Annotated in this window: 19 protein-coding genes; 10 read left to right on the plus strand and 9 right to left on the minus strand. The window is 71.6% G+C overall.

The window, feature by feature from the left end:
* Position 1: 1 nt before the first annotated feature.
* The 4 genes from OKJ99_RS17880 to OKJ99_RS17895 are packed head-to-tail and all read right to left on the minus strand — an operon-like array spanning position 2 to position 4,208.
* Positions 2-1,006 (minus strand): amidohydrolase family protein, encoded by a 1,005-nt coding sequence (locus OKJ99_RS17880; protein WP_326017452.1) that lies wholly within the window; start codon positions 1,004-1,006, stop codon positions 2-4.
* 41 nt (positions 1,007-1,047) lie between these two features.
* Entirely contained in the window at positions 1,048-2,187 is a 1,140-nt protein-coding gene (locus OKJ99_RS17885) for an FAD-dependent oxidoreductase (protein ID WP_326017454.1), read from the minus strand.
* 45 nt (positions 2,188-2,232) lie between these two features.
* A complete protein-coding gene (locus OKJ99_RS17890) occupies positions 2,233-3,210 on the minus strand; it encodes a cyclase family protein (protein WP_326017456.1) in 978 nt (325 codons plus the stop codon).
* Positions 3,207-4,208 (minus strand): fumarylacetoacetate hydrolase family protein, encoded by a 1,002-nt coding sequence (locus OKJ99_RS17895; RefSeq protein ID WP_326017458.1) that lies wholly within the window; start codon positions 4,206-4,208, stop codon positions 3,207-3,209. Before OKJ99_RS17895 ends, OKJ99_RS17890 begins: the two co-directional genes overlap by 4 nt.
* Positions 4,209-4,354: 146 nt before the next feature.
* Between OKJ99_RS17895 and OKJ99_RS17900 the strand changes: the two genes are divergently transcribed.
* The 5 genes from OKJ99_RS17900 to OKJ99_RS17920 all read left to right on the plus strand — a co-directional run bounded on the left by OKJ99_RS17900 (position 4,355) and on the right by OKJ99_RS17920 (position 9,475).
* A complete protein-coding gene (locus tag OKJ99_RS17900; RefSeq protein WP_326017539.1) occupies positions 4,355-5,293 on the plus strand; it encodes a LysR family transcriptional regulator in 939 nt (312 codons plus the stop codon).
* Positions 5,294-5,318: 25 nt separating this feature from the next.
* On the plus strand, positions 5,319-6,089 hold the full coding sequence (locus OKJ99_RS17905; RefSeq protein ID WP_326017460.1) for an IclR family transcriptional regulator: 771 nt from the start codon (positions 5,319-5,321) through the stop codon (positions 6,087-6,089).
* A 122-nt stretch (positions 6,090-6,211) separates the two neighbouring features.
* On the plus strand, positions 6,212-7,171 hold the full coding sequence (locus OKJ99_RS17910) for a PDR/VanB family oxidoreductase (RefSeq protein WP_326017462.1): 960 nt from the start codon (positions 6,212-6,214) through the stop codon (positions 7,169-7,171).
* Between the two features lie 55 nt (positions 7,172-7,226).
* On the plus strand, positions 7,227-8,444 hold the full coding sequence (locus tag OKJ99_RS17915; RefSeq protein WP_326017464.1) for a cytochrome P450: 1,218 nt from the start codon (positions 7,227-7,229) through the stop codon (positions 8,442-8,444).
* 68 nt (positions 8,445-8,512) lie between these two features.
* Positions 8,513-9,475, plus strand: coding sequence for a linear amide C-N hydrolase (locus OKJ99_RS17920; protein ID WP_326017466.1), 963 nt, complete (start codon positions 8,513-8,515; stop codon positions 9,473-9,475).
* Here the strand turns inward: OKJ99_RS17920 and OKJ99_RS17925 are convergent.
* Positions 9,460-10,347: a helix-turn-helix transcriptional regulator gene (locus OKJ99_RS17925; protein ID WP_326017468.1), complete on the minus strand. Its 888-nt coding sequence runs from the start codon at positions 10,345-10,347 to the stop codon at positions 9,460-9,462. The two genes, OKJ99_RS17920 and OKJ99_RS17925, sit on opposite strands and share 16 nt — an antisense overlap.
* A gap of 218 nt (positions 10,348-10,565) precedes the next feature.
* Here OKJ99_RS17925 and OKJ99_RS17930 point away from each other — a divergent pair, with 218 nt between their 5' ends.
* The 5 genes from OKJ99_RS17930 to OKJ99_RS17950 all read left to right on the plus strand — a co-directional run bounded on the left by OKJ99_RS17930 (position 10,566) and on the right by OKJ99_RS17950 (position 17,060).
* The gene (locus tag OKJ99_RS17930) at positions 10,566-11,522 is read left to right on the plus strand and encodes an aldo/keto reductase (RefSeq protein ID WP_326017470.1); all 957 of its coding nucleotides are present in this window, start codon (positions 10,566-10,568) and stop codon (positions 11,520-11,522) included.
* A 45-nt stretch (positions 11,523-11,567) separates the two neighbouring features.
* Complete coding sequence (locus OKJ99_RS17935) at positions 11,568-12,596, plus strand: zinc-binding dehydrogenase (RefSeq protein WP_326017471.1); 1,029 nt, start codon at positions 11,568-11,570, stop codon at positions 12,594-12,596.
* A 35-nt stretch (positions 12,597-12,631) separates the two neighbouring features.
* Entirely contained in the window at positions 12,632-13,483 is an 852-nt protein-coding gene (locus OKJ99_RS17940) for an aldo/keto reductase (protein WP_326017472.1), read from the plus strand.
* A gap of 131 nt (positions 13,484-13,614) precedes the next feature.
* A complete protein-coding gene (locus OKJ99_RS17945; protein WP_326017473.1) occupies positions 13,615-15,651 on the plus strand; it encodes an ATP-binding protein in 2,037 nt (678 codons plus the stop codon).
* Positions 15,652-15,740: 89 nt separating this feature from the next.
* Complete coding sequence (locus tag OKJ99_RS17950; protein WP_326017475.1) at positions 15,741-17,060, plus strand: SUKH-4 family immunity protein; 1,320 nt, start codon at positions 15,741-15,743, stop codon at positions 17,058-17,060.
* A gap of 210 nt (positions 17,061-17,270) precedes the next feature.
* Here the strand turns inward: OKJ99_RS17950 and OKJ99_RS17955 are convergent, their stop codons facing one another.
* The 4 genes from OKJ99_RS17955 to OKJ99_RS17970 all read right to left on the minus strand — a co-directional run bounded on the left by OKJ99_RS17955 (position 17,271) and on the right by OKJ99_RS17970 (position 21,852).
* Entirely contained in the window at positions 17,271-17,558 is a 288-nt protein-coding gene (locus OKJ99_RS17955; protein ID WP_326017476.1) for a hypothetical protein, read from the minus strand.
* Positions 17,559-17,583: 25 nt separating this feature from the next.
* Complete coding sequence (locus OKJ99_RS17960; protein WP_326017478.1) at positions 17,584-19,797, minus strand: SUKH-4 family immunity protein; 2,214 nt, start codon at positions 19,795-19,797, stop codon at positions 17,584-17,586.
* A 35-nt stretch (positions 19,798-19,832) separates the two neighbouring features.
* Entirely contained in the window at positions 19,833-20,624 is a 792-nt protein-coding gene (locus OKJ99_RS17965; protein ID WP_326017480.1) for a hypothetical protein, read from the minus strand.
* A gap of 316 nt (positions 20,625-20,940) precedes the next feature.
* Entirely contained in the window at positions 20,941-21,852 is a 912-nt protein-coding gene (locus OKJ99_RS17970) for a pentapeptide repeat-containing protein (protein ID WP_326017481.1), read from the minus strand.
* Between the last annotated feature and the right edge of the window lie 17 nt (positions 21,853-21,869).

Here is a 21,869-nt window from a genome sequence, read left to right on the forward strand (position 1 = left end):
GTCAGTCCTTCCAGAGACGGAGGAGGGCGGCCGCGGTGCCGCCGCGTACGGCGCGGAGGTCGGCGTCGGACAGGCCCGCCGCGCGCAGCGCGCCGACCGGGTCCTCGGCGCCCATGTCGAAGGGGAAGTCGGAGCCGAGCAGCACGCGTTCCGCGCCTGCGACCCGCACCAACTCCCCTAGTGCGTACGGGTCGTGGACGAGCGAGTCGAAGTACAGGCGGCGCAGGTACGCGCTCGGTTCCCGCGCGCACGCGTGGGCGTCCGTGCGCGCCCGCCACGCGTGGTCGGCGCGGCCGATGTGGGTGGGCAGATAGCCGCCGCCGTGCGCCGCGATGATCCGCAGGCCGGGGTGGCGGTCGAGGACGCCGGAGAAGATCAGGTGCGAGAGCGCGACGGCGTTCTCGGCGGGCTGGCCCACGGAGTTGGACAGGTACCACCGGTCGAGGCGCTCGTCGAGGGTGCAGCCGAAGGGGTGCAGGAAGACGAGCGCGCCGCTCTCCTCGGCCCGTGACCACAGCGGTTCGTACGCCGGGTCGGACAGCTCGCGGCCCGGTGCGTGACTGGAGATCTCGATCCCGAGCAGCCCTTGATCGAGGGCGTGGTCGAGCGCGCGCACCGTCTGCTCGGGATGCTGGAGCGGTACGAGGCCCAGGCCGCGGAGCCGGTCGGGTGCGGCCGAACAGTGCGCGGCCGTCGCCTCGTTGGCGAGTCGGTGGGCCTTCTCCGCGGTCACCTCGTCGGCCCAGTAGTGGTAGTGGGACGGGGACGGGCTGACCAGTTGGACGTCCACGCCCTGGGCGTCCATCGCGGCCAGCCGGGCGGACACATCGGTGAGGCGGGCGAACCGATCACCGATCATCCGGCCACTGACCTTCAGTGCCTCGGGACCGTTGCGGCGGGCGTCCAGGGCCTTCGCCTCGGCGTGGCCCGGCAGGCCGTCCACCAGTGCCTCGATCTCGGGCAGCAGGACATGGGCGTGCACGTCCACGGTGGGGCTCGCCGGCACGGCAGGCACGGTGGACCTGGCAGACGCTGCGGACACATCGGTCACGGCAGCTCCCGCAGCATCGTCATCGTGCGGCCCATGAGGCCGGGCACATCGGCGTCGCGGGCCCCGTCGAGCTGCCACTGGCCGATCTGAACGGACGCCTCCACGACCGGGCGCACCCGCGCGACGCGCCGCTCGTAGTACGCCTGGAACAGCGCGTCGTCCCAGGTGTCGGTGGCGGACAGCATCTGGCTGAGCACCCAGGCGTCCTCCATCGACTGGGCCGCGCCTTGCGCGAGCGTAGGCGGGCAGCAGTGCGCGGCGTCGCCGACCAGGACGACCCGGCCGCGGTGCCAGGACCCCTCGACCAGCATCCGGTCGAACCAGGTGTAGTTGACCTGCGCCGGGTCGGTGATGTGTGCGGTGATCTCCGGCCAGTGGCCGCCGTAGTGCTTCGCGAGCGAGCGCATCTCGTCGGCGTAGGAGTGCGCCGGGATGGTGGTCCGGTCGCGGTTGGCCTCGACGACGTAGGCGTAGAGGGTGGACTCGCCGGTCGGGCAGTAGCCGGCGATGTAGGCCGGTCCGCCGTAGGCGAGGTCGGTGCGGGTCAGGCCGGTCGGGCGCGGGGCGGCGACGCGCCAGATGGCCATGCCGGTGGGCTCGGGCCGGTCGGTGACGCCGATCGCGGCACGCGTGGCGGAGCCCAGGCCGTCGGCGGCGATCACCAGGTCGTAGCGGCCCTCGGTGCCGTCGCTGAAGCGCACGGAGACGCCGGTGTCGTCCTGGTCGAGGGACTCGGCCCGGACACCGAGCCGGACGGTGGCGCCGCCGGCCCGGACCGCGTCGATCAGGATCCGCTGGAGCCGCGGGCGCTGCATGCCGACGGTGGCGGGCAGTTCGTCGCCGCCGGTGCGCAGGTCCTCGCTGACGTGCAGGACGGTGCCGTCGGGGGCGGTGATGCCGACCGCGTCGAAGCCGTAGCCGGACCGCTCCACCTGCTCCCACACACCGAGTTCGCGCAGCACGCGCAGCGCGTTGCCCTGAAGGGTGATGCCGGAGCCCGCGGTGGCGTTCCAGTCGTCCTTGGCCTCGATCAGGTCGACCGCGATCCCGGCGCGGCGCAGCAGGATCGTCGCGGCGTTGCCGGCCGCGCCGCCGCCGACGACGAGGACCGAGCGGGGAATGCTGGGGGTACTCATGAACAACTCCTGTGCTGCGTCGGCTGCTTGTCGGCTACTTGATGGTTATTTGACGGCCACGGGATTGACCGGGGAGCCGACGGCGCCGGTGACGGGCAGGGGCGCGGCGGTGAGCCAGAACTCGTACACGCCGTCCGCCGCGCAGTGCGCGGCGAGCGCGTCCGGGTCCCACATCTCGCCGATGAGCAGGCCCATGTTGGGGATCGCGACCTGGTGCAGCGGCTGGAAGGCGTGGTCGAACTCGTTGGGCCGCACCTCGAAGCCCCAGGTGTCGGTGGCGATCGCGGCGATCTCGGTGCGGTGCAGCCAGCCGGCCGCGGTGAAGGACAGGCCGGGGGCCGGACCGCCCGCGTAGTCGTTCCAGCCCTCGCGGCGGGCGCGGGCGAGCTGCCCGGTGCGCACGACGACGATGTCACCGCGTCCGACGCTCACCCCGTGGGCCTCGGCCGTGGCGGTGAGGTGTTCCTCGGTCACGGCGAACGCGTCGGGCAGCTCGCCGTCGACGCCGATGACCAGGCCGACGTCGAGCAGGACACCGCGCCCGGCCACGTACGGGGCCATGTGCTCGATGCCGGTGACAAAGTCGCCTTCGGAGGTGACGACCTTCTCGGCCGGGCGGCCGTTCCACGCCTTGCCGTGGTCGAAGATGTGGCCCAGGCCGTCCCACTGGGTGGAGCACTGCAGCGGCATGGCGATCACGTCGTCGGCGCCGCCCATGCCGTGCGGGAAGCCCTGGTTGGCGAGGGCCGCGTCGGTGCCGGTGTCGAGCATGGTGTGCACGGGGTTGGTGCGCCGCCGCCAGCCCTTCTGCGGGCCGTTCATGTCGAAGCTCTGGGCGAGCGAGAAGCTGACACCCCGTCGCACGAGTGCGGCGCCCTCGCGGCGCTTGGCCTCGTCGAGGAAGTTCAGCGTGCCGAGCCGGTCGTCCTCGCCCCAACGGCCCCAGTTGGAGTACGACTTGGCGGCGCGGGCGATCGCGCCCTCGGGGTCGGTGCGGTCCAGCGGCGGCTGCTCGGGAATCACGACGCCACCCCCGCCACACACCGGGTGCGCTGCGCGCCGAGCCCGGTGATGGAGCCGTCCATGACGTCACCGTCGCGCAGCAGTCGGCCCCAGTGCATGCCGTTCCCGGCGGGGGAGCCCGTCAACACCAGGTCGCCGGGGAGCAGCTGGGCGCTCTGGGAGGCGTAGGACACCATCCGTGCCACGTTGAAGATCATGTCCTTGGTGGACTCGTCCTGCATGGTCTCGCCGTTGAGCTTCAGGGTGAGCCGGAGGCCGTCCGGGTCGGCGACCGCTTCGGCGGGCACGATCCACGGGCCGAGCGGGGTGAAACCGGGCGCGTTCTTGCTGCGCAGCCAGTCGGTGCCGATCTGCGGCATGTCCCGGCGGAAGACGGTGGCACGGTCGGTGAGGTCGTTGGCGATGGTGTATCCGGCGACGTACTCCAGGGCCTCCTCGACGGACACACCGTGCGCGGGCCTGCCGATCACGGCCGTCAACTCCAGCTCCCAGTCCGGCTTCTCGGCCCAGGAGGGCAGCACCACGTCGTCGTACGGGCCGGTGATCGCGCTCGGCAGTCCGATGAACACGTACGGCAGATCCTCCGCGGCACGCCGGTCCATGATCTCGGCCGCCTCCGCGCGCCGCACGTCCTCGGGGCGGTCGTCGCCGGGCGCCCTGTGCGCGACGTGCAGGTCGATCACGTGCCGGCGGTAGTTGGCACCGGACTGGAACACCTGGCGCGGCTCGACCGGCGCGTGCACCTGGAAGCGTGCGAGCGGCTCGCGTGCGACGGTGCTGTCGGCGGCCAGGGAGCGCAGCCGCGGCAGCAGCGCGGCCCAGTCCTCCAGGAGGCGACGGGTCGTCAACTGTACGTCGTCCAGGGCGATACGCAGGTCCACGACCAGCTCGCCGGGGGTGATCAGCGCGGGGAACTCCGGTCCGCCCGGAGAGGAGAGCGTGGCGAGGGCGAAGGGGCCGGCGAACGGCGCGGACGGGGGAGCGGGATTCACGGACATGTCCTCCTGATTGCGGTGGTACTAATCTGGACCCGCCACCAGTGATCAGGGAAATAGATTCTGTGGATGAGAAGTATCTGTCGGGTGGATTTCCCCTGGTCAGCGCCGCCCGCCCCGGACTCGACGCCGTACAGCAAGGAAAGCCCGTGAATCTGGCCCGCCTGGACCTCAACCTCGTCGTCGCCCTGCGGGCCCTGTTGGAAGAGCGCAACGTCACCCGCGCCGGACACCGCGTCGGACTGAGCCAGCCCGCCATGAGCGCCGCGCTCGCCCGGCTGCGCCGCCACTTCGACGACGACCTATTGGCCCGCGTCGGCGGCCACTACGAGCTGACCGCGCTCGGCCAGGTGCTGCTCGACCGCACCTCCACCGCCTACGACGTGCTGGAGCGCCTCTTCGCCAGCCAGGCCACCTTCGACCCCGCGCAGGAGAACCGCGAGTTCACGCTCGTCGCCTCCGACTACGCGGTCTCCGTGTTCGGCACCGCCCTCGCCCGCCACCTCCACGAGGAGGCCCCCGGCATCCGGCTGCGCTTCACCCAGACCCCGTCCACCGTGGTCGAGGACACGGCGACGCTGCTCAGCACGGTCGACGGACTGCTCATGCCGCACGGCGTCATCAGCGACTTCCCCGCCACGGACCTCTACGACGACCGGTGGGTGTTCCTCGTGTCCGACGACCATCCGGATGTCGGGGGCCGGCTCACCAGGCAGGACCTCGCGGAGCTGCCCTGGGTCACCTACCAGCGCACCTACGACGCCCCGGCCGTGCGCCAACTCGGCATGCTCGGCGTCGAGCCGCACGTCGAGGTCTCCGTCGACAGCTTCCAGCTGCTGCCGCTCCTGGTGGCCGGCACCCGGCGCATCGCCCTCGTCCAGGCCCGGCTCGCCCGGCTGCTCGCGCCCATCGCCCCGGTCCGGGTCATGGAACCTCCCTACGAGGCGGTTCCCCTGCGGGAGGCCTTGTGGTGGCATCCCGTGCACACCCACGACGCCGCCCACATCTGGCTGCGCGAGACCGCCGCCGCGGTCGGTGCACACCTGCCCCGGCCTCCGCACGGCCCCCAGGTCAACGGCACCGCATGAGCCCGGAGTTGGAAGGAGCCGCGCGATGAAGCCGCCCCACCGCGAGTCGGTGCTCTCCCGCGCCGCGCGCATCCTGCAGGCCTTCAGCCAGGACGAACCGGCGCTGACCGTCTCCGAGATCGCCCGCCGCACCGGACTGCACGTGGCCACCGCCTCCCGCCTCGTGGGCGAACTCGTCGGCCACGGGTTCCTCAGCCGCGACGAGGACCGCCGCGTACGGATCGGGGTCCGGCTGTGGGAGCTCGTCGTCCGCGCCTCGCCCACGCTGTCCCTGCGTGACGCGGCGATGCCGTTCATGGAGGGCGTGCACGACGTGGTGGGCCACCACGTCCAACTCGCCGTCCTGGACGGCGAAGAGGTGCTGTTCCTCGAACGCCTCTCGGCCCCGCGCTCGGTCATCAACTACACCCGCGTCGCCGGACGGCTCCCCCTGCACGCCTCCTCCAGCGGCCTGGTACTGCTCGCCCACGGACCGGCCGCCCTCAAGGACCGGGTGCTCACCGGCGAACTGGCCGCCTACACCGACGCCACCCCGGCCACCCCCGCCGTGCTGCGCGCCGTCCTGGCCGAGGTGCGGCGACAGGGCTACGCCTACTGCCCCGGATACGTCCACGACGACGCCCTCGGGATCGCCGCCCCGGTGCGCGGCGCCGACGGCACGGTGGCGGCGGCGCTGTCGGTCATCGTCCCCAACGACCGGAGCGCGCAAGCGATCGTGCCCGTCGTCCGCACGGCCGCGCGTGGTGTGTCGCGCGCACTCGGGGCGGCCGCTGCCCCCGGCACGCCCTCTGCGTGACAGGCCTGCGGCAGCGGAATAGCGGCGGCGCGCAATCCGTCTCTCACTGGGTGAGAAGGCCGTCGCGGTGTGACCGCCGCCACGCGCATCCTGCCTGCAATCCACAGACGGGAGGCGACGACGTGGTCGCACACCACCTGCTGCCTGAGATTGCCCGGGTGCGCGCCAAGGACACCGCCGCGGACGGCGTCGTGGCGCTCACCCTGGAGCGCCCGGACGGCGCACGGCTGCCGGACTGGACGCCCGGCGCCCATGTCGACCTGGTACTCGCGGACGGGACGACCCGTCAGTACTCCTTGTGCGGCGACCGCTGGGACCCGTACACCTACCGCGTCGCCGTGCTGCGCGAGCCCGAGGGGCGCGGGGGATCGGCGTATGTCCACGACCTTCTCGCGGTCGGTGACCCGGTCGGCGTCGGCGGCCCGCACAACCACTTCCCGCTGGCGCCCGCCGACCGCTACCTCTTCATCGCGGGCGGCATCGGCATCACCCCGCTGCTGCCGATGATCCACCAGGCCGAACTGATGGGAATCGACTGGCAGTTGCTGTACGGAGGCCGCACCCGGGCCTCGATGGCGTTCCGCGAGCACCTCACGGACACCTACGGCGAACGCGTGCACCTGCGCCCGCAGGACGAGTACGGGCTGCTCGACCTGGACACCTGGCTGAGCCGGCCGGAACCCGGCACCAAGGTGTACTGCTGCGGGCCCGCCCCGCTCCTGGCCGCCGTCGAATCCGCCTGCGCCGCCTGGCCGCCGCACAGCCTGCGCACCGAACGCTTCACCGCCGCCGCGCCGTCCGCGCCCGTGCGGCAGACCGCCTTCGAGGTGGAACTGCGCCGCAGCGGCCGTACGGTCACCGTCCCACCGGACCTCTCGATGCTGCGTGCCGTACGCCGCGCCGGAGTTGAGGTGCTGTCCTCCTGCGAGCAGGGCACCTGCGGCACCTGCCTGGTCCCGGTGCTCGCCGGGACGCCCGACCACCGGGACGCGGTCCTCGCCGAGCACGAACGCGCCGCCGGGGACTGCCTGTTGCCCTGCGTGTCCCGCTCGCGCTCGGACCGCCTGGTCCTCGACCTCTGAACACCGAGTTCACCGTTTTCCCCGAGTCCGTCCGAGCCGCATTCGTGGAGCCGCCATGTCCGCAACAGCCGCTGTCCCCGCGCCGGTGCCGACCAGCGACGTCGACCCCTTCGCCGCCGAACACCTCGCCGCCCCCGACCCGTTGCACCGGACCCTGCGCGCCGCAGGACCCGTCGTCCACCTCTCCCGCTACGACGTACACGCCCTGGCCCGCTACGAAGAGGTGCACACGGCCCTCGTCGACTGGCAGACCTTCCAGTCCGGTGCCGGGGTCGGCCTCGCCAACTTCCGGCACGAGAAGCCGTGGCGGCCGCCGAGCCTCCTCCTGGAGGCCGACCCGCCCCACCACGACGCCCCGCGCCGCGTGCTGCGCGAGATCCTCGCCCCGCTCGCCCTGCGCCGGCTGCGCGAGACCTGGCAGCGCGTCGCCGAGGAACTCGTCGACACCGTACTGGCCACCCAGGGACCGGAGTTCGACGCCTTCGAGGCGCTGGCCACGGCCTTCCCGCTGCGGGTCTTCCCGGACGCCGTCGGCCTGGGCCCGGACGGCAGGGAGAACCTGCTGCCCTACGGCAACATGGCCTTCAACGCCTTCGGCCCGCGCAACGACCTCGTGCGCGCCGACGCCGACCGGATGGCCGGACTCTCCGCCTGGGTGAACGACCAGTGCGCCCGCGACGCGCTGAGCGAGGACGGCTTCGGCGCCCGCATCTGGGCCGCCGCCGACCGCGGCGACCTCACCCCCGCGCAGGCGCCGCTGGTGGTCCGATCCCTGCTCACGGCGGGCGTCGACACCACGGTGCACGGCCTGGCCGCCGCCCTCTACGCCTTCGCCACGCACCCCGAGGAGTGGCAACGACTGCGCGAGCGCCCGCAGTTGGCGCGGATCGCGTTCGACGAGGCGGTGCGCTGGCAGTCACCCGTGCAGACCTTCTTCCGCACCGCCACCACCGACGTCGAGATCGCCGGGGCCACCGTCCCCGAGGGCGGAAAGATCCTCATGTTCCTCGGCGCGGCCAACCGCGACCCGCACCGCTGGACCGACCCCGATCGCTTCGACCTCACCCGCGACCCCTCCGGCCACGTCGGCTTCGGCATGGGCCTGCACCAGTGCGTCGGCCAGCACGTCGCCCGCCTGGAGGCCGAGTGCCTGCTGACCGCGCTGGCCCACCGCGTGGAACATCTGGAACTCACGGCCCCGCCACGCCGCCACCTCAACAACACCCTGCGCTCCTGGGCCTCCCTCCCGGTACGCATCCGCCGCGCACACTGACCCCGGCGCACGTCACGCAGGCCGCCGCACGACTGGCGCAACCGATTTGGCCAGGTCAAGGTGTGTTCATGTGTACGCGTGTGATCTGGACGCCGGAGGGCTTCCCCGCTCTCTGCGGGCGCAACATGGACTGGAAGTTCGACCTGCACACCGACCTGTGGGTCACCCCGCGGGGGGTGGCGCGTGACGGCGCCCCCGGCGATCCCGAGCCGCTGACCTGGACGAGCCGCTACGGCAGCGTGGTGGCCACCGCCTACGACCGGGCGGTGTGCGACGGCATGAACGAGGCGGGCCTGGCCGCCCATCTGCTGTGGCTCGTGGAGTCCGACTACGGCGAGCGGGACACGTCGAAGGCGGGCCTTGAGCAGTCCCAGTGGGGGCAGTTCGTCCTCGACCAGTTCTCGACGGTCGCGCAGCTCGTCGACTTCCTCGCCGCGCACCCGGTGCAGATCCTCGCCCAGGCCATGCAGAACACGAAGGGCGCGACCACGCATCTGGCGGTCGAGGACGCCACCGGCGACTCGGCGGTCGTCGAGTTCCTCGACGGTGTCGCGCACGTCCACCACGGACCTGAACACACGGTGCTCACCAACTCACCGTCATACGAAGAGCAGTTGGCGAACCTGAAGAAGTACACGGGCTTCGGCGGCGACGCTCCGCTGCCCGGCACGACCGTGGCCGCCGACCGGTTCGTACGAGCCCGCTACTACCGCGATCACCTTCCGCCGCCGCAGAGCGACACCCAGGCCTACGCCGCGCTGCTGAGCGTGCTGCGCAACACGGCCGAGCCGTTCGGCCTCCCCGAGGGCGACGAGCCGAACATCTCCCAGACGATCTGGTCGACCCTGTCCGACCTGACGAACCGGGTCTACGCGTTCGCCTCCTCGTACCGCACCGACATCTTCTGGACCGACCTGTCCCGCCTGGACTTCACACGCACCCAGCGGCTTGACCTGTCGGACACGACACTGGCCGGGGACGTCACGCAGCGGTACGCGGAGGCCGAGCCGTTCTCCTACGCGGAGGCGTGAGGCGGGCTCATCGCCGGCGCGGTCATGTCGAGCAGGAGCAGGGCGTCGTGGTCGGGGGTGCCGGGGTCGGCGGTGTAGACCCCGATGCGTTGGCCCGGGGTGCCTTCGACGTGCAGGGACTGCGAGGTGAGGGTGACGGTTCCGACCTGCGGGTGGTGGAACGTCTTGTGGGCGGGCTTGCGTCCGGTCACTTCGTAGCGTTCCCACAGGCCCGCGAAGTCGGGGCTCTTGAGGAGGAGCTCGCCGACGAGGTTGGTGAGGTCGGGGGCGTCGGGCGCGGTGCCGGCGATGGCGCGCAGGCGCGCGACGCAGGCCGTGATCTGCCGGTCCCAGTCGGTGAACAGCTCGCGGGCCGCGGGGTGCAGGAAGAGGTAGCGGGCGAGGTTGCGCTGTTTCACGGGCCAGTCGTCGAGCCCCGCGTACAGGGCGAGGCCACCGGGGTTCCAGGCGAGCATGTCCATGCTGCGGCTGATGACGTACGCCGGGTTCGGGCGCAGCGATTCCAGGAGCAGCTTGAGGTGGGGGCGCACGGTGCGGCTGGGCGCGGGCGGTGGCTCGGAGACGTAGCGGGCGGCGCGGGCGGCGAGCTCGCGCAGGTGCTGGTGCTCCTGGTCGTCCATGCGCAGGGCGCGGGCCAGCGCGTCGAGGACGGCCGGGCTGGGCCGGGTCTCCTTGCCGCGCTCCAGGCGTACGTAGTAGTCGATGCTGATACCGGCGAGGGTGGCCAGCTCCTCGCGGCGCAGGCCGGGGGTGCGGCGGATGCCGGCGCCGACGGTGAGGCCGACGTGGTCGGGGCTTGTCTGGGTGCGGCGGGCGCGCAGGTAGCGGCCCAGCTCGGCGCCCTCGTTGTGCGCGCTCGTCGATGCTGCCATGGCTCCAGTCTCACCCGATGAGCACCCGCCCCGCAGGGCTGAGGGGGGCCCTGTCATTACCCCTGAAGAGCCCGCCCTGCCACAGGGGCGCAATCCGGGCGAGGGTGAACGAGCAAGACGCCGGCACACCGGCCTTCGACCCCGCCACCACAGGCGCGACCTGCCGGGGCGGGCGAGAGTGAGGGTGCCGGGTACGCCACGGATCGAAAGAGGGCGACATGCGGTACATCAACCTGCGTGACCTGGAGGTTTCGCGGATCGGCCTGGGCGCGATGGGGATGTCCCACGGCTACACGGGCTCCGGCACCGACGACGCGGAGTCGATCAGGACCGTGCACCGGGCGCTGGACCTGGGCGTCACGCTCATCGACACCGCCGAGATCTACGGCCCGTACACCAACGAGGAGCTGCTGGGCCGGGCGCTGAAGGGGCGCAGGGACCAGGCGGTGCTGGCCACCAAGTTCGGCCTGGTCTCGCACGGCGGCGAGGGCGCCTGGAACCTGGACTCGGGACCGGCCAACATCCGCACGGCCGTCGAGGGCTCCCTCCAGCGGCTCGGCACCGACCACATCGACCTGTACTACCAGCACCGGGTCGACCCGAACACACCGATCGAGGAGACCGCGGGCGCCGTCGGCGAGCTGATCGCCGAGGGCAAGGTGCGCGCCTTCGGCCTCTCGGAGGCCGGCCCGGACACGATCCGCCGCGCCCACGCCGTCCAGCCCGTCACCGCGGTGCAGTCCGAGTACTCGCTGTGGACACGCGGCATCGAGGAGCGCGTCCTGCCGGTCCTGCGGGAACTGAACATCGGCCTGGTCCCGTTCTCCCCGCTCGGCCGCGGCTTCCTGACCGGCACCGTCCGCTCCACCGACCAGTTCGACGAGGGCGACTTCCGGCGCGGCAACCCCCGTTTCACCGGCGAGAACTTCCGCCGCAACCTCGCGCTCGCCGACGAGGTCGACGCCACACCCGCACAGGTGGCGCTGGCCTGGCTGCTCGCGCAGGGCGACGACATCGCCCCGATCCCCGGCACCAAGCGCGTCGCCCGCGTCGAGGAGAACACCGCCGCCGACGCCCTCACGCTCACCGGCGAGCAGCTCGACCGGCTCAGCAGCCTGCCGCCCGCCGCCGGTGACACCCACACCGAGGCCCAGGCGCGCATGCTCGAACGCTGATCAACCACATCCCCCGACACCACACCCGATTGGAGTACGCCTGACATGCGTGCAGCCCTGATGTACGGAGCCGGCGACGTCCGCGTCGAGGACCGGCCCGACCCGAAGATCGTCCAGCCGGCCGACGCCGTGGTGCGCACGCTGGCCGCGTGCGTGTGCGGCAGCGATCTGTGGCCGTACCAGTCGATGCCCGCCACCGAGACGGGCCGCCCCATGGGGCACGAGTTCCTCGGCGTGATCGAGGAGACCGGCGCGGAGGTGACCGGCCTGAAGGCGGGGGACCTGGTCGTCGCCCCGTTCACGTACAGCGACAACACCTGCGACTACTGCGCCAAGGGCCTGCACATCTCCTGCCGCAACGGCGGCCGCTACGGGTTCGACGGCGTCGACGGCGGACAGGGCGAGGCCGTCCGCGTGCCGTACGCGGACGGCACCCTCGTCAAGCTGCCGGTGGCCGCCGACTCCGCGCTGCTGCCCTCGCTCCTCGCGCTGTCGGACGTGATGACCACCGGCCACCACGGGGCGGTCACCGCCGGTGTCGGCCGCGGGGACGCGGTGCTCGTGGTCGGGGACGGCGCGGTCGGCCTGTGCGCGGTGATCGCCGCGAAGCGGCTCGGCGCCGAGCGGATCGTGCTCGCGGGACGCCACGAGACACGTACCGAACTGGGGCGCCACTTCGGTGCCACCGACGTCGTCGCCGCGCGCGGCGAGGAGGGCGTCGCCCGCATCCGCGAACTGACCGGCGGCGTGGACAAGGTGATCGAGGCCGTCGGCACCCGCCAGTCCCTGGACACCGCGCTCGGCGCGGTCCGCGACGGCGGCACCATCAGCCGCCTGGGCGTCCCGCAGTACGAGGAGGGCCCGATCGGCCCGGCCGAGTTCATGCGGAACATCACGCTGACCGGCGGCGCCAGCCCTGCCCGCGCCTACATCGAGCAGCTGCTGCCCGATGTCCTGGACGGCACCATCGCCCCCGGCCGCGTCTTCGACGAGACCTTCTCCCTCGACCGGACACCGGACGCCTACCGGGCCATGGCGGACCGCCGGGTCCTCAAGGCCCTCGTCCGCCCCTGACCCCAACTCGCCCGCGCGGCAAAGGACTTACCCCCATGCAATCCGTCACTCTGAACAACGGCGTCGAGATGCCGATCCTCGGCTTCGGCGTCTACCAGATCCCCGCCGACGACACCGAACGCGCCGCCTCCGAGGCCCTCGCCGCCGGCTACCGCCTGCTCGACACCGCGGCCGCCTACGGCAACGAAGAGGCCGTCGGCCGCGCCATCAGGTCCAGCGGCATCCCGCGCGCGGAACTGTTCGTCACCACCAAGCTGTGGATCCAGGACGCCCCGGCCGAGACCAACACCCGCCGCGCCTTCGAGACATCGCTGACCAAGCTGGGCCTTGACCACCTGGACCTGTACCTGATGCACCAGCCCTTCGGCGACGTCTACGGCCAGTGGCGCGCCATGGAGAACCTCAACCGCGAGGGCCTCGCCAAGGCGATCGGCGTCGCCAACTTCTACCCGGACCGGCTGATCGACCTGATCGTCAACAACGAGATCACTCCGGCGGTCAACCAGATCGAGACCCACCCCTTCTTCCAGCGCGCCGACTACCAGGACCTCATGGGCGAACACGGCGTACGGATCCAGTCCTGGGGCGGCTTCGCCGAGGGCAAGAACGACCTGTTCAGCAATCCGCTGCTTGCCGAGATCGGCAAGGAGCACGGCAAGTCCGTGGCCCAGGTGGTGCTGCGCTGGCTGACCCAGCGCGGCGTCATCGCCATCCCCAAGTCCGTGCGAGCCGAGCGGATGGCCGAGAACATCGACGTCTTCGACTTCGAGCTCACCGACGAGCAGCTGGACCGGATCGCCACCCTCGACACCGGCGGCTCCCTGTTCTTCGACCACCACGCCCCCGAGATCGTCACCTGGCTCGCACGGCGCCGCCTGGACGGCTGACCCGCGCACGCCACACCTGGGTAACAAGCGACAGCCGGGGCGTGATTCGCCCCGTGCGACCCCCATAGGATGAACGTCGTACGGTCAAACATGATGTGACGGTGCCGGACGGACAGGACAACGGGGGAGCGATGACCAGCCCGACCCAGGCCCCAGTGCAGGCCAAGGCCGCCCATGAGCCCCACCCGTACATCGGGGGACGCAATGCCGCGCTGCGCGCGCTCGCCGCGTGGCGGATGGAGTGGCCGGGCGCGCCGCGGGTCATCGTCCTGACCGGCAGCCCGGGCACCGGGTGTTCGCGGCTGCTCACGGGGTTCCTGATGCTCTGCGACCCGGAGTACCGCAAGGGGCTCGAACTGGACGCGTTCGACCCGGCGACCGTCCCTCCGGACCTGCCCGCACCCGCGGTGCCGAGCGTCGCCGGGCTCACGGCGGCGCAGACCCTGTGGCTGCTCGCCGACCACTTCGAACTGTCCGCGACCCGCACCGCCGACATCTTCCCCGAACTCGGCCAACTCCCGGCGTCCGGGCGGCCGGTGACGATCGTGGTGCCGGATGTGGACCGGGCAGGACCGGTGCGCGGGGCGGGGGAGCCCGCGCGCGTGGTGCGGGACGTGCTGAAGCCCCTCGCCGCCGTCGAGTCCGTACGCCTTCTCGCCGATGTACCCCGGGAGTTCGCCGACGAGCTGGCCGAGGGCCTGCCCTCCGGCGCGGCCCGGATCATCGACCTCGACGCACCCGAGTGGGCCGACCCCGAAGGCCTCGTGCTGCAGGCCGATGCGCTGCTCAACCCCCAATTCGGCGCCCCGGACCTGCCGTTCACGACCGACCCCGCCGCTCGCCGCGAGCTCGCCGAGGCCATAGCCCGGCACGCGGGCGACGGCGCGGGCAGCCGCCTGACCGTGCACCTCGCCGTACAGTCGATCCTGACGCACCCGGAGGGGTTCGATCCGGCGGATGCCGGCCAACTGCCGGGCAGCGTAGGCGAAGTGCTCGACCTGCACGCCCAGCGGCTCGACGCCCATCCCCGCACCCTGCGGCAGATCCTCGCGCCCCTCGCCCTCGCCGAGGGCGAAGGACTGCCCGTGCACCTGCTGACCCCGCTCGCCTCCGCCGTCGCCGAGCGGGACATGAGCGAGGACATGGCGCGCGGCCTGCTGCTCGCCGCCCCCTTCATCCGCCCCGTCGAGAGGGCCGGCGAAGACATACCCGAGGACATTCCCGAGGGCGAGCGGACGCTCGTGGCGTTGCAGCACCCGGGCATCGGCGAGGCCGTCCGGGCGGGCATCCCTGATGTCCCGGGCGCGCAGGCGCGCATCGCCATGGAGCTGCTGGAGGCCGTCCCCGACCAGGACTGGGCGAAGGCAGGGGAGTACGTACGCGATCGCATCGCCGGGCACACCCTGGAGGCCGGGCTGCTTCCCCGGCTCCTCACCGACCCCAACCTGTTCGCCCAGGCCGACCCCGTGCTGCTGCGCGCCGCGGTGGAGGCCCTGCCCTACGAGGAGTTGGACGCACCGGCGCGCACGTATCTGCGTACGGCCCCGCTGCTCACCCGGACGCAAGCGCCCGCCATGCTGCGGGCGGCGTTCCTGGAGACCGCGTTCGTCGAGGACGGACTGCCGGAGTACGCGGCGGTGTTGCGCAGCGCGCTGCCCGGGCTTCCCTGGCACACGTTGTGGAGTGTGCCGGTCGGCGGGGTCGAGGGTGTGACCGTCGGCAGGCTGCCGGGGGAGCAGGGCCCGCTCGCGGTCGCCGTCAGCGTGGTCCCTCAAGGCACCCCGGGTGCCCACCTGTTGCAGGCAGACGACCCCGGGTCGCCCGCGGTGCTGGTCCACGACCTCACCACCGGCGCCGTCATCGCTGCCGACCCGACCCGGATCCAGCGCCCCTCGGACGACGAGCGCGCCGCCGCACCGCTCGGGTTCAGCCGGGGCGCCGACTACGTACGCGTCTGGCACCGCGGCGAGCAGCAGGGCGACGAGAAGATCGTCACGGCCCTGGTCTCCGCCACGCCCTTCACGGGAACCGACATGTCCCCCGACGGCATCCTCCTCGTCGCCACGGAAAACGGTGTGAAGGCGCTGCGGATCCGCCCGTCGCAGCCCGATACGCCCGACGTACCCGCGCCCCGGGCAGCCGAGCCCGACGCCCGTCCGACCGCCTGACGTCCAACCGGCGCGGGCCGCTAGCCTCGGGGGCGCCCGTGCCGGACCGCCTGCACCCAGGCCCGCCCGAAGACTCGTAGGGAGTTCCCGTGATCAGCCAGGAGCAGGCGCTCGCGACCGCCGAGGGATGGCTCAACCCTGAGGGACAGACGCGCCGTGAGGTGCGCGTCCAGGAGTTCGACCTGGGCTGGGTGGTGTGGGCCGCGGCCCCGCCGATGGAGCGCGACCCGGTCACGGGCAAGCGCAGGCCGCCCGCCACGATCGGCCACTCCTGCGGCGTCGTCGACCGCCGCACCGGCGAGCTGAGCACCTGGCCGTCCGTGCCGGTCGAGGAAGTCGTGCGCATGTACCAGCAGAAGCACGGCGGCGGCCAGGAGACGGCGCCGCCCGCGCAGCCGCCGGTCACAGGCCCCGGCAACACCGCGGTCTTCACCTACGTCGACCCGGCCACCGGCGAGGAGACGAGCCTCGCCGTGAACTCCGCCCCCGGCGAGCCGCACTCCGAGATCCGGGCGCTGGGGGAGCTCCAGCGCCGCGGCGTCCCCACGCAGAACGTGGTCGCGATCCACACCGACCTCAGCTCCAGCCTGCTCCCGGGCGGCTACCCGGGCCTGCTGCTCGGCCGCCGGTTCCCCCAGGCCAGGTTCAGCTGTGCGCAGGAGTACGGCCTGCGGGGCGAGGAGCGCGCGGAGGCGGTCGCCGGGCTGGTCGAGCACGTCGAGCAGATGCACCGGATCGCGGGACAGGAGCCGCCGCCCCGGCCCCACCGGGCGCCGGTGCCGACCGACGTCGAGCCGGCCGAGCCGCTGCGCGATGTCGCCCTGGGCCGCGAGCTGACGGAGGCCTTCGGCGCCGATGACGTACGCCGCTACGACGCCGACGACGTGGCGGGCGCCCCGCTCCCCGAGGCCACCAAGGCCACGCTGACGTGGGCGGGGCTTCCGGCCGACGTCCCGTTCTTCTTCACGGGCGAAAGCTCGCAGGCACAGCTGCCGGGCGGCCTGTTCGGCAACGCCGCCGCGCATCTGCGCGAGATCGGCTCCCAGGCCGGCACCGAGACCCTCGCGTTCCTGGAGGGCCACGTCCGGATCGGCACCGACGGGGTCGCCCTGATGACCGTCCAGTGCACGGGGTCCGAGCTGGAGGGCGAGCCGGTCGGCCAGGTCTGGGCCGTCACACCGGAGAACGGCGCGGGCCGCCGCGTCAACGCCTCGGTGTCCGCCTTCGCCCGCTCCCTGGCTCTCCTGCACACCACGCGCGAGGAGATGATCGCGCTCGGCCCGGTGCTTGCGGGCAGCGCCGTCGCCGACCTCCAGAAGCAGCTCGTCGCCATCGACGCGTCGGCCCTGGACGACCCGCGGAACTGGTGGTCGGTGATCGTCGAGCAGATGTGGCACGGGTTGTTCTGAGCCGAGGGCGAGAGATGAGCAGCGCCGACACGATCGGTCCGTGTCACGGCATCCAGCGGAACCTTCCGGGGCCAGGAACGGGCGGCGGGCAGCTCGGCCAGATGCCCGTTGCGGGCCCTTCTTCGGCTCTGCCGAACAGAGCGATCAGGTCGCTGTAGTGCGGAGGCGGAGCATCGACGGGCCTGCTCGGCCTCGCCACTCCCAGGCCGGCTACTCGGGTGGCAGCGGCTGTCGTTCCCCCGTCTCGAACAGGTACTGAAACATCTCGCACAGGTAGGCGTGGAGTGCCTCTTCGCTCGCGAACTCGATGTCGGTGATTCTTTCGTAGTCGGCTGTCGAGAGTTCGCCGTCCGTCAGTGCGGACTTCAAGCCTTCTCGCACGGCGGCGACATATTCGGGCCTGAACGCGTGCAGAGTGCGGCGCAAGGATCCACTGGTGTCGAAGGCCTGTTCATGGTCGAGGTACGCCCTGAGGAACTTTTCGAGTTCTCTGTTCACCGGTCCTGGCCGTTTCGGGGCGACATCACGTGTTGTGGAGTACGTACGACCAGGCGGGCTGCTTTCCGCCCGTTTCGCTGACCTCGGCCAGTGCGCCCACTACCCAATAGGTGGCCTGCTGGCGCTCGGCACTGGTCGGGGGCGCGAGGTCCCGTGAGCGCCAGCCGGTGACGAACACCGCGACCATGGTGAGGAATTCCTCGAGGCTGTCCGCGACGGGAAGGCCGCCGAGGTGGTCCTCGCCCGGCTCGGTGGGGACGCGCAGGACGTGGCCGGTGGGGCCGTCGATGACGAGCTTGCCGCCCACCCACTTGCCGATCTGGAAGAAGGGGCCGCTTTCGGTGACGGGGTCGATTCCCTCGGGCCAGGAGGGCCGTTCGTCGAGGATGCCCATCTCCCAGTTGCCGAACGGGAAAAGCCCCATGGCCCCTTCCTTCATGTACGGCAGGCCGAATTCCAGGAGGAGTTCGCGCGTCGCGGGATCGGTGAGCCGGTCCGGCAGGTCCTCGGGCTGGATGGGATAGATCAGGTCCTCGCCGAACACGGTGATGAGGTCCTCGTGGCTCGGGGCCGGCGCGTCGATCGGGCCGCACGGACCCGCGTCCGTGTAATCACTGCTGAGAGGGAGCGCGCGGGCGCCGAAGCCGGAGATGTCCACGCCGGCCGTCGGTTCGACGGCGATCAGGCCCAAGTCGCCCGCGAACAGCGTGACTTCCCCTAGGTCCAGCGGAGGGCAGGGCAGCATGAAGGCGCGGCCGTCCCGTCGCGGGGACGACGCGGCGAACAGCTCGCCGGTCAGGGCAGGCGCGGCGGCGCCGCTCCCGGACGCCGTGGGCACGGTGAGATCGGCGCGATGCTCCTCCGGAATCTCGTCGTCCTCCCAAGGCTCCGCGAGCTGCTCTCCCGTCTCCATGTCCCGGACCGAGACGTACAGCAACTCGTCCTCGTTCACTGTCCGCTGCTCCAGAGCGGCGACTGCGGGCCGCCCCTGCCAGCGCACCTCCGCCAGAGCAGCCAACCGCCCCGCTTCAAGAAAGTCCGCGTGCAGGCCGCCCGGTGGCCGCCACTTCGTCCACTTGGCCTGCCAGGGCAGGGCGACACCGGAGGAGGCGACAGCCGACGCGAACGCGCGGTCGTTGCGCGAAAGAGCCATCAGATGCAGCCACGAAGCCCACTCCGTCTGATGCCGCGGGACGACTCCCCAGCCCCACAGGTGAATGGCGTCGGCGGCGGCCGTGTTTCCGGGGATGTAGAAGGTGATGCTGCGTGCCGCGTCCATGAGTGCCGTCTGCGGCAGCTGGGCGACGACACTCCCGTCCCGGAGAAGTTCCTCGTACGTTCCCGCCTGCACGGCGTGCATGGCGAGCCCCGTGGCCGCGTACAGGCCGACGGCACCGCGCCGGGCCCATCCCTCGGGGTGGCGAAGGTCGGGAGCCGAACGCGTCAGCCAATCCACCACATGCCCATGGAGATCGCGGAGTTCGGTGGCTCCGACCTCGGACCCGACGTCCCGGCGCACCTTCTCGGCCAGGCCCTCGTCGATGAAGGAGACCCCGAGCGGACCGAGCCGGAGAACACCGGACTCTTCCCGCGCGAGCGCGGCGAGTTCGTCCTCGGACGTGGCTTCACCGGCCAGCGCCGTGACCAGTTGGGCCCAGACAGGGAGAGGTACGAGACGGGGCTCGGCCAGGGCCAGGGCCCTTACGGCCACCGAGTCCGGCGCCGCCGTCGGCTCGGTGGCGGGCGCCGAGACCCGGAACACCGTCCCGGAGTCGGTATCCGTGGGCAGCAGCCGCGGAACCACATGGACCAGCACGGTCAACTTGCCGCGCGCCAGCCGCGGGAGCGTCCGGGTCACCAACCGCTCTGCCTCGTACGAGCGTCGGGTCGGACCGGCACGGTGGGCGTTGACGACCAGCAGCAACCGCTCCTCGGGCCAGGCGCCGAGCGCGAACCGCCAGGCGCCCTGCCTGTCCGCGGACAGATCGACTCCGAGCGCCGTGAGGGCCTGCCGCATGACCTGTTCGGCGGTGAGACCGGTGGCGTCGACGACGACACTGCCGGGCACGCGCTCGTGCGTCGCGCGGACGACTGCCGAGGAGTCGTGGCTGTCCGCCAGGGCGAGGAAGGCGACGCGCCCGCCACGCCCGCCCTCACGCCACCATGCGCCGACGCGGCCTGCGACCTCCTCCTCGGGGATTCCGGGGTTTCCGGAGGTGTCGATGGTCGGCTCGGGCACTGTGCCCCTCCCTGGCTCGTGTCGGATCCCTGGTCTCAGGCGGAACGGGACGGCCTGATCCGCTGGATCATCCGGTCGATGAAAGCCGCCGCTTCGATCTCCGGGATCTCCACGTGGTCGGTGTCATTGTGTCCCAGCGCGTACAGGTCGAAATAGTCGGTGGGCTCCCAGCGGAGGTTTCTGCTGAAGGCCTCGTCGCGGGTGACGGGCTCCCTCCCGACCGCCCGACGACGCATCAGCCCCAGCGGCCGTTCCCTCGGGAAGCCCTCGTCGACCACCGCGAAGTACGTGATCTTCCCCTTCGCCTCGGAATCCAGGGCATCGAGCGTCGCCGTGGTCATCGTCAGGAACGGCGGAGCGGCGATGGCCGTGTCGAGACTCCAGCGGGGCAGGCTCACGCCGTTGAGGTCGATGGCTTGATCGACGTAGAAGCCGCCCCCACGCCCGTACATGAGCAGCAAGGGCTCGTACGGCTCCGGGAGACCGGGCAGGTCCGTACGCTCCTGACGGCGCAGCTCCGCCCAGCGGACAGCGCCTACCACGGTCCGCTCGACCGAGTTCGGACCGATCCCGCCGCGCAGGAACGCGTCGAGGTCGCTAGCGATGTCCGGGGGCAACTGTACGGATGCGTCGACGTGTTCAGCGATGTCGAAGAAGGGCCAGACGCTCTCGGCACCGTAGTGCCGGGCCCACTGGGCGGACCTGCGCAGATATTCACGCATCAGGAGAGCGCGCGACCGCGAGTGGTCGAACGCCACTGTCCAGTCGTCCCAGTTGATGGCTCGGAGGCGACTGAGTACCCCGCCGGCCGACAGGTTTCCGGTCATCGGAGGTTCACGCCCTTCGCTCGCAGTTCCCTGACCACAGCCTTCATTGTTTCATCCAGATTGGACCGGCCGACGAGCTGAGAGCATGTATGTCACGTTGATAGAGGGGTCTGCGGGCCAAGTCGGCCGCGGCGAGCGCTGACGGCACACCGCAGGCACGCGCGCAGGCACTCGACGACACCGTCGTCGAGCCGATGACGGACCCGGTCGCACCGGATGGCGACGAGCCGGAGCCGGGATCTCGCTCCCGAGGGCCCGGAACTCCCCTTCCCCGAGCGGCTGATGGCCGCGTAGCCGGGGCAGCCGCACCGCTCGATCACCCCGGCTGTCCGCCGAGGGGCGGGACCGAGGTATCGCCTCCGGCGTGATCCGGACCATGCGACCTGTGGAGCTTGGCCCTGATGCGGAGGATGAACCGGGTGGCTTCTTCCTCGGTGATCTCGACGTGGTCGTCCTCGTTGTGGCCCAGCTCGTAGCGGCGCAAGTACTCCGTCGGTTCCCAGCGCAGGTTACGGGTGAAGGCCTCGTCGCTGAGTGACTTCCCGGCTCGGCGTCGGCGGACGATGCCGGCGGGTCGTTCGCGGGGAAATTCGTCGTCCACGCGGGCGTAGTAGGTGACGGTGCCTGGAGGGGAGTTGAGCACGCTGACGGACGCCCCACGACTGTTCAGCCACAACTCAAGCTCAAGTCCCGCGAGTTCGCGCTCCGCATCACCTTCGCCGAGGCGGGCCGGACCGCGAATTTCACCAGTGAGGCCGGTGACCACGGTGCTCTCGTCGAGTGCGACATTGAGTGTCGCATTGTGCGCTGATGCCCCGGTGAGGTCGGCGCCGAGCAGGGACACTTCCTGGAACGCCGCGCCGTCGAGCACCGCGTGACGGAAGGATGCCGATCGCGCATCCACCTTCCAGAGCTCCGCACTGCCGAGATCGGCGCGCGTGAGATCGGCGCCCCGCAACCGTGTGTCACGGAAGTCGACCTTCACCAGCGACGCCCCGGTGAGGTCTGCGCGGTCAAGTACGGCGTCGGCGCTCTGAGCTCGGTACAGATCCGCTTCGACGAGCTTCGCGTCGGTGAGGTCGGTGTCGAAGAGTGTCGCCAGCGCGAGGTCGGCGCCCGACAGATCGGCGCGGGACAGGTCGAGTTGAGAGGCATCCAACGTCGTCTCGTCGTCGCTCGCCTCGCACCAGGCCAGCAGTGCCGCCGCACCCGTGGGATCGGTCGGCATGACCCGCACTGTTCTGC

Source organism: Streptomyces endophyticus, assembly GCF_035798155.1.
GTDB lineage: Bacteria > Actinomycetota > Actinomycetes > Streptomycetales > Streptomycetaceae > Streptomyces > Streptomyces endophyticus.

What these genes read in the sequence shown, in the direction of transcription:
- OKJ99_RS17895 (WP_326017458.1), bottom strand. Translation starts at nt 4,208, where the DNA reads ATGTCCGTGAATCCCGCTCCCCCGTCCGCGCCGTTCGCCGGCCCCTTC.
- OKJ99_RS17945 (WP_326017473.1), top strand. Translation starts at nt 13,615, where the DNA reads ATGACCAGCCCGACCCAGGCCCCAGTGCAGGCCAAGGCCGCCCATGAG.
- OKJ99_RS17935 (WP_326017471.1), top strand. Translation starts at nt 11,568, where the DNA reads ATGCGTGCAGCCCTGATGTACGGAGCCGGCGACGTCCGCGTCGAGGAC.
- OKJ99_RS17905 (WP_326017460.1), top strand. Translation starts at nt 5,319, where the DNA reads ATGAAGCCGCCCCACCGCGAGTCGGTGCTCTCCCGCGCCGCGCGCATC.
- OKJ99_RS17930 (WP_326017470.1), top strand. Translation starts at nt 10,566, where the DNA reads ATGCGGTACATCAACCTGCGTGACCTGGAGGTTTCGCGGATCGGCCTG.
- OKJ99_RS17940 (WP_326017472.1), top strand. Translation starts at nt 12,632, where the DNA reads ATGCAATCCGTCACTCTGAACAACGGCGTCGAGATGCCGATCCTCGGC.
- OKJ99_RS17885 (WP_326017454.1), bottom strand. Translation starts at nt 2,187, where the DNA reads ATGAGTACCCCCAGCATTCCCCGCTCGGTCCTCGTCGTCGGCGGCGGC.
- OKJ99_RS17915 (WP_326017464.1), top strand. Translation starts at nt 7,227, where the DNA reads ATGTCCGCAACAGCCGCTGTCCCCGCGCCGGTGCCGACCAGCGACGTC.
- OKJ99_RS17970 (WP_326017481.1), bottom strand. Translation starts at nt 21,852, where the DNA reads ATGCCGACCGATCCCACGGGTGCGGCGGCACTGCTGGCCTGGTGCGAG.
- OKJ99_RS17925 (WP_326017468.1), bottom strand. Translation starts at nt 10,347, where the DNA reads ATGGCAGCATCGACGAGCGCGCACAACGAGGGCGCCGAGCTGGGCCGC.
- OKJ99_RS17965 (WP_326017480.1), bottom strand. Translation starts at nt 20,624, where the DNA reads ATGACCGGAAACCTGTCGGCCGGCGGGGTACTCAGTCGCCTCCGAGCC.
- OKJ99_RS17920 (WP_326017466.1), top strand. Translation starts at nt 8,513, where the DNA reads ATGTGTACGCGTGTGATCTGGACGCCGGAGGGCTTCCCCGCTCTCTGC.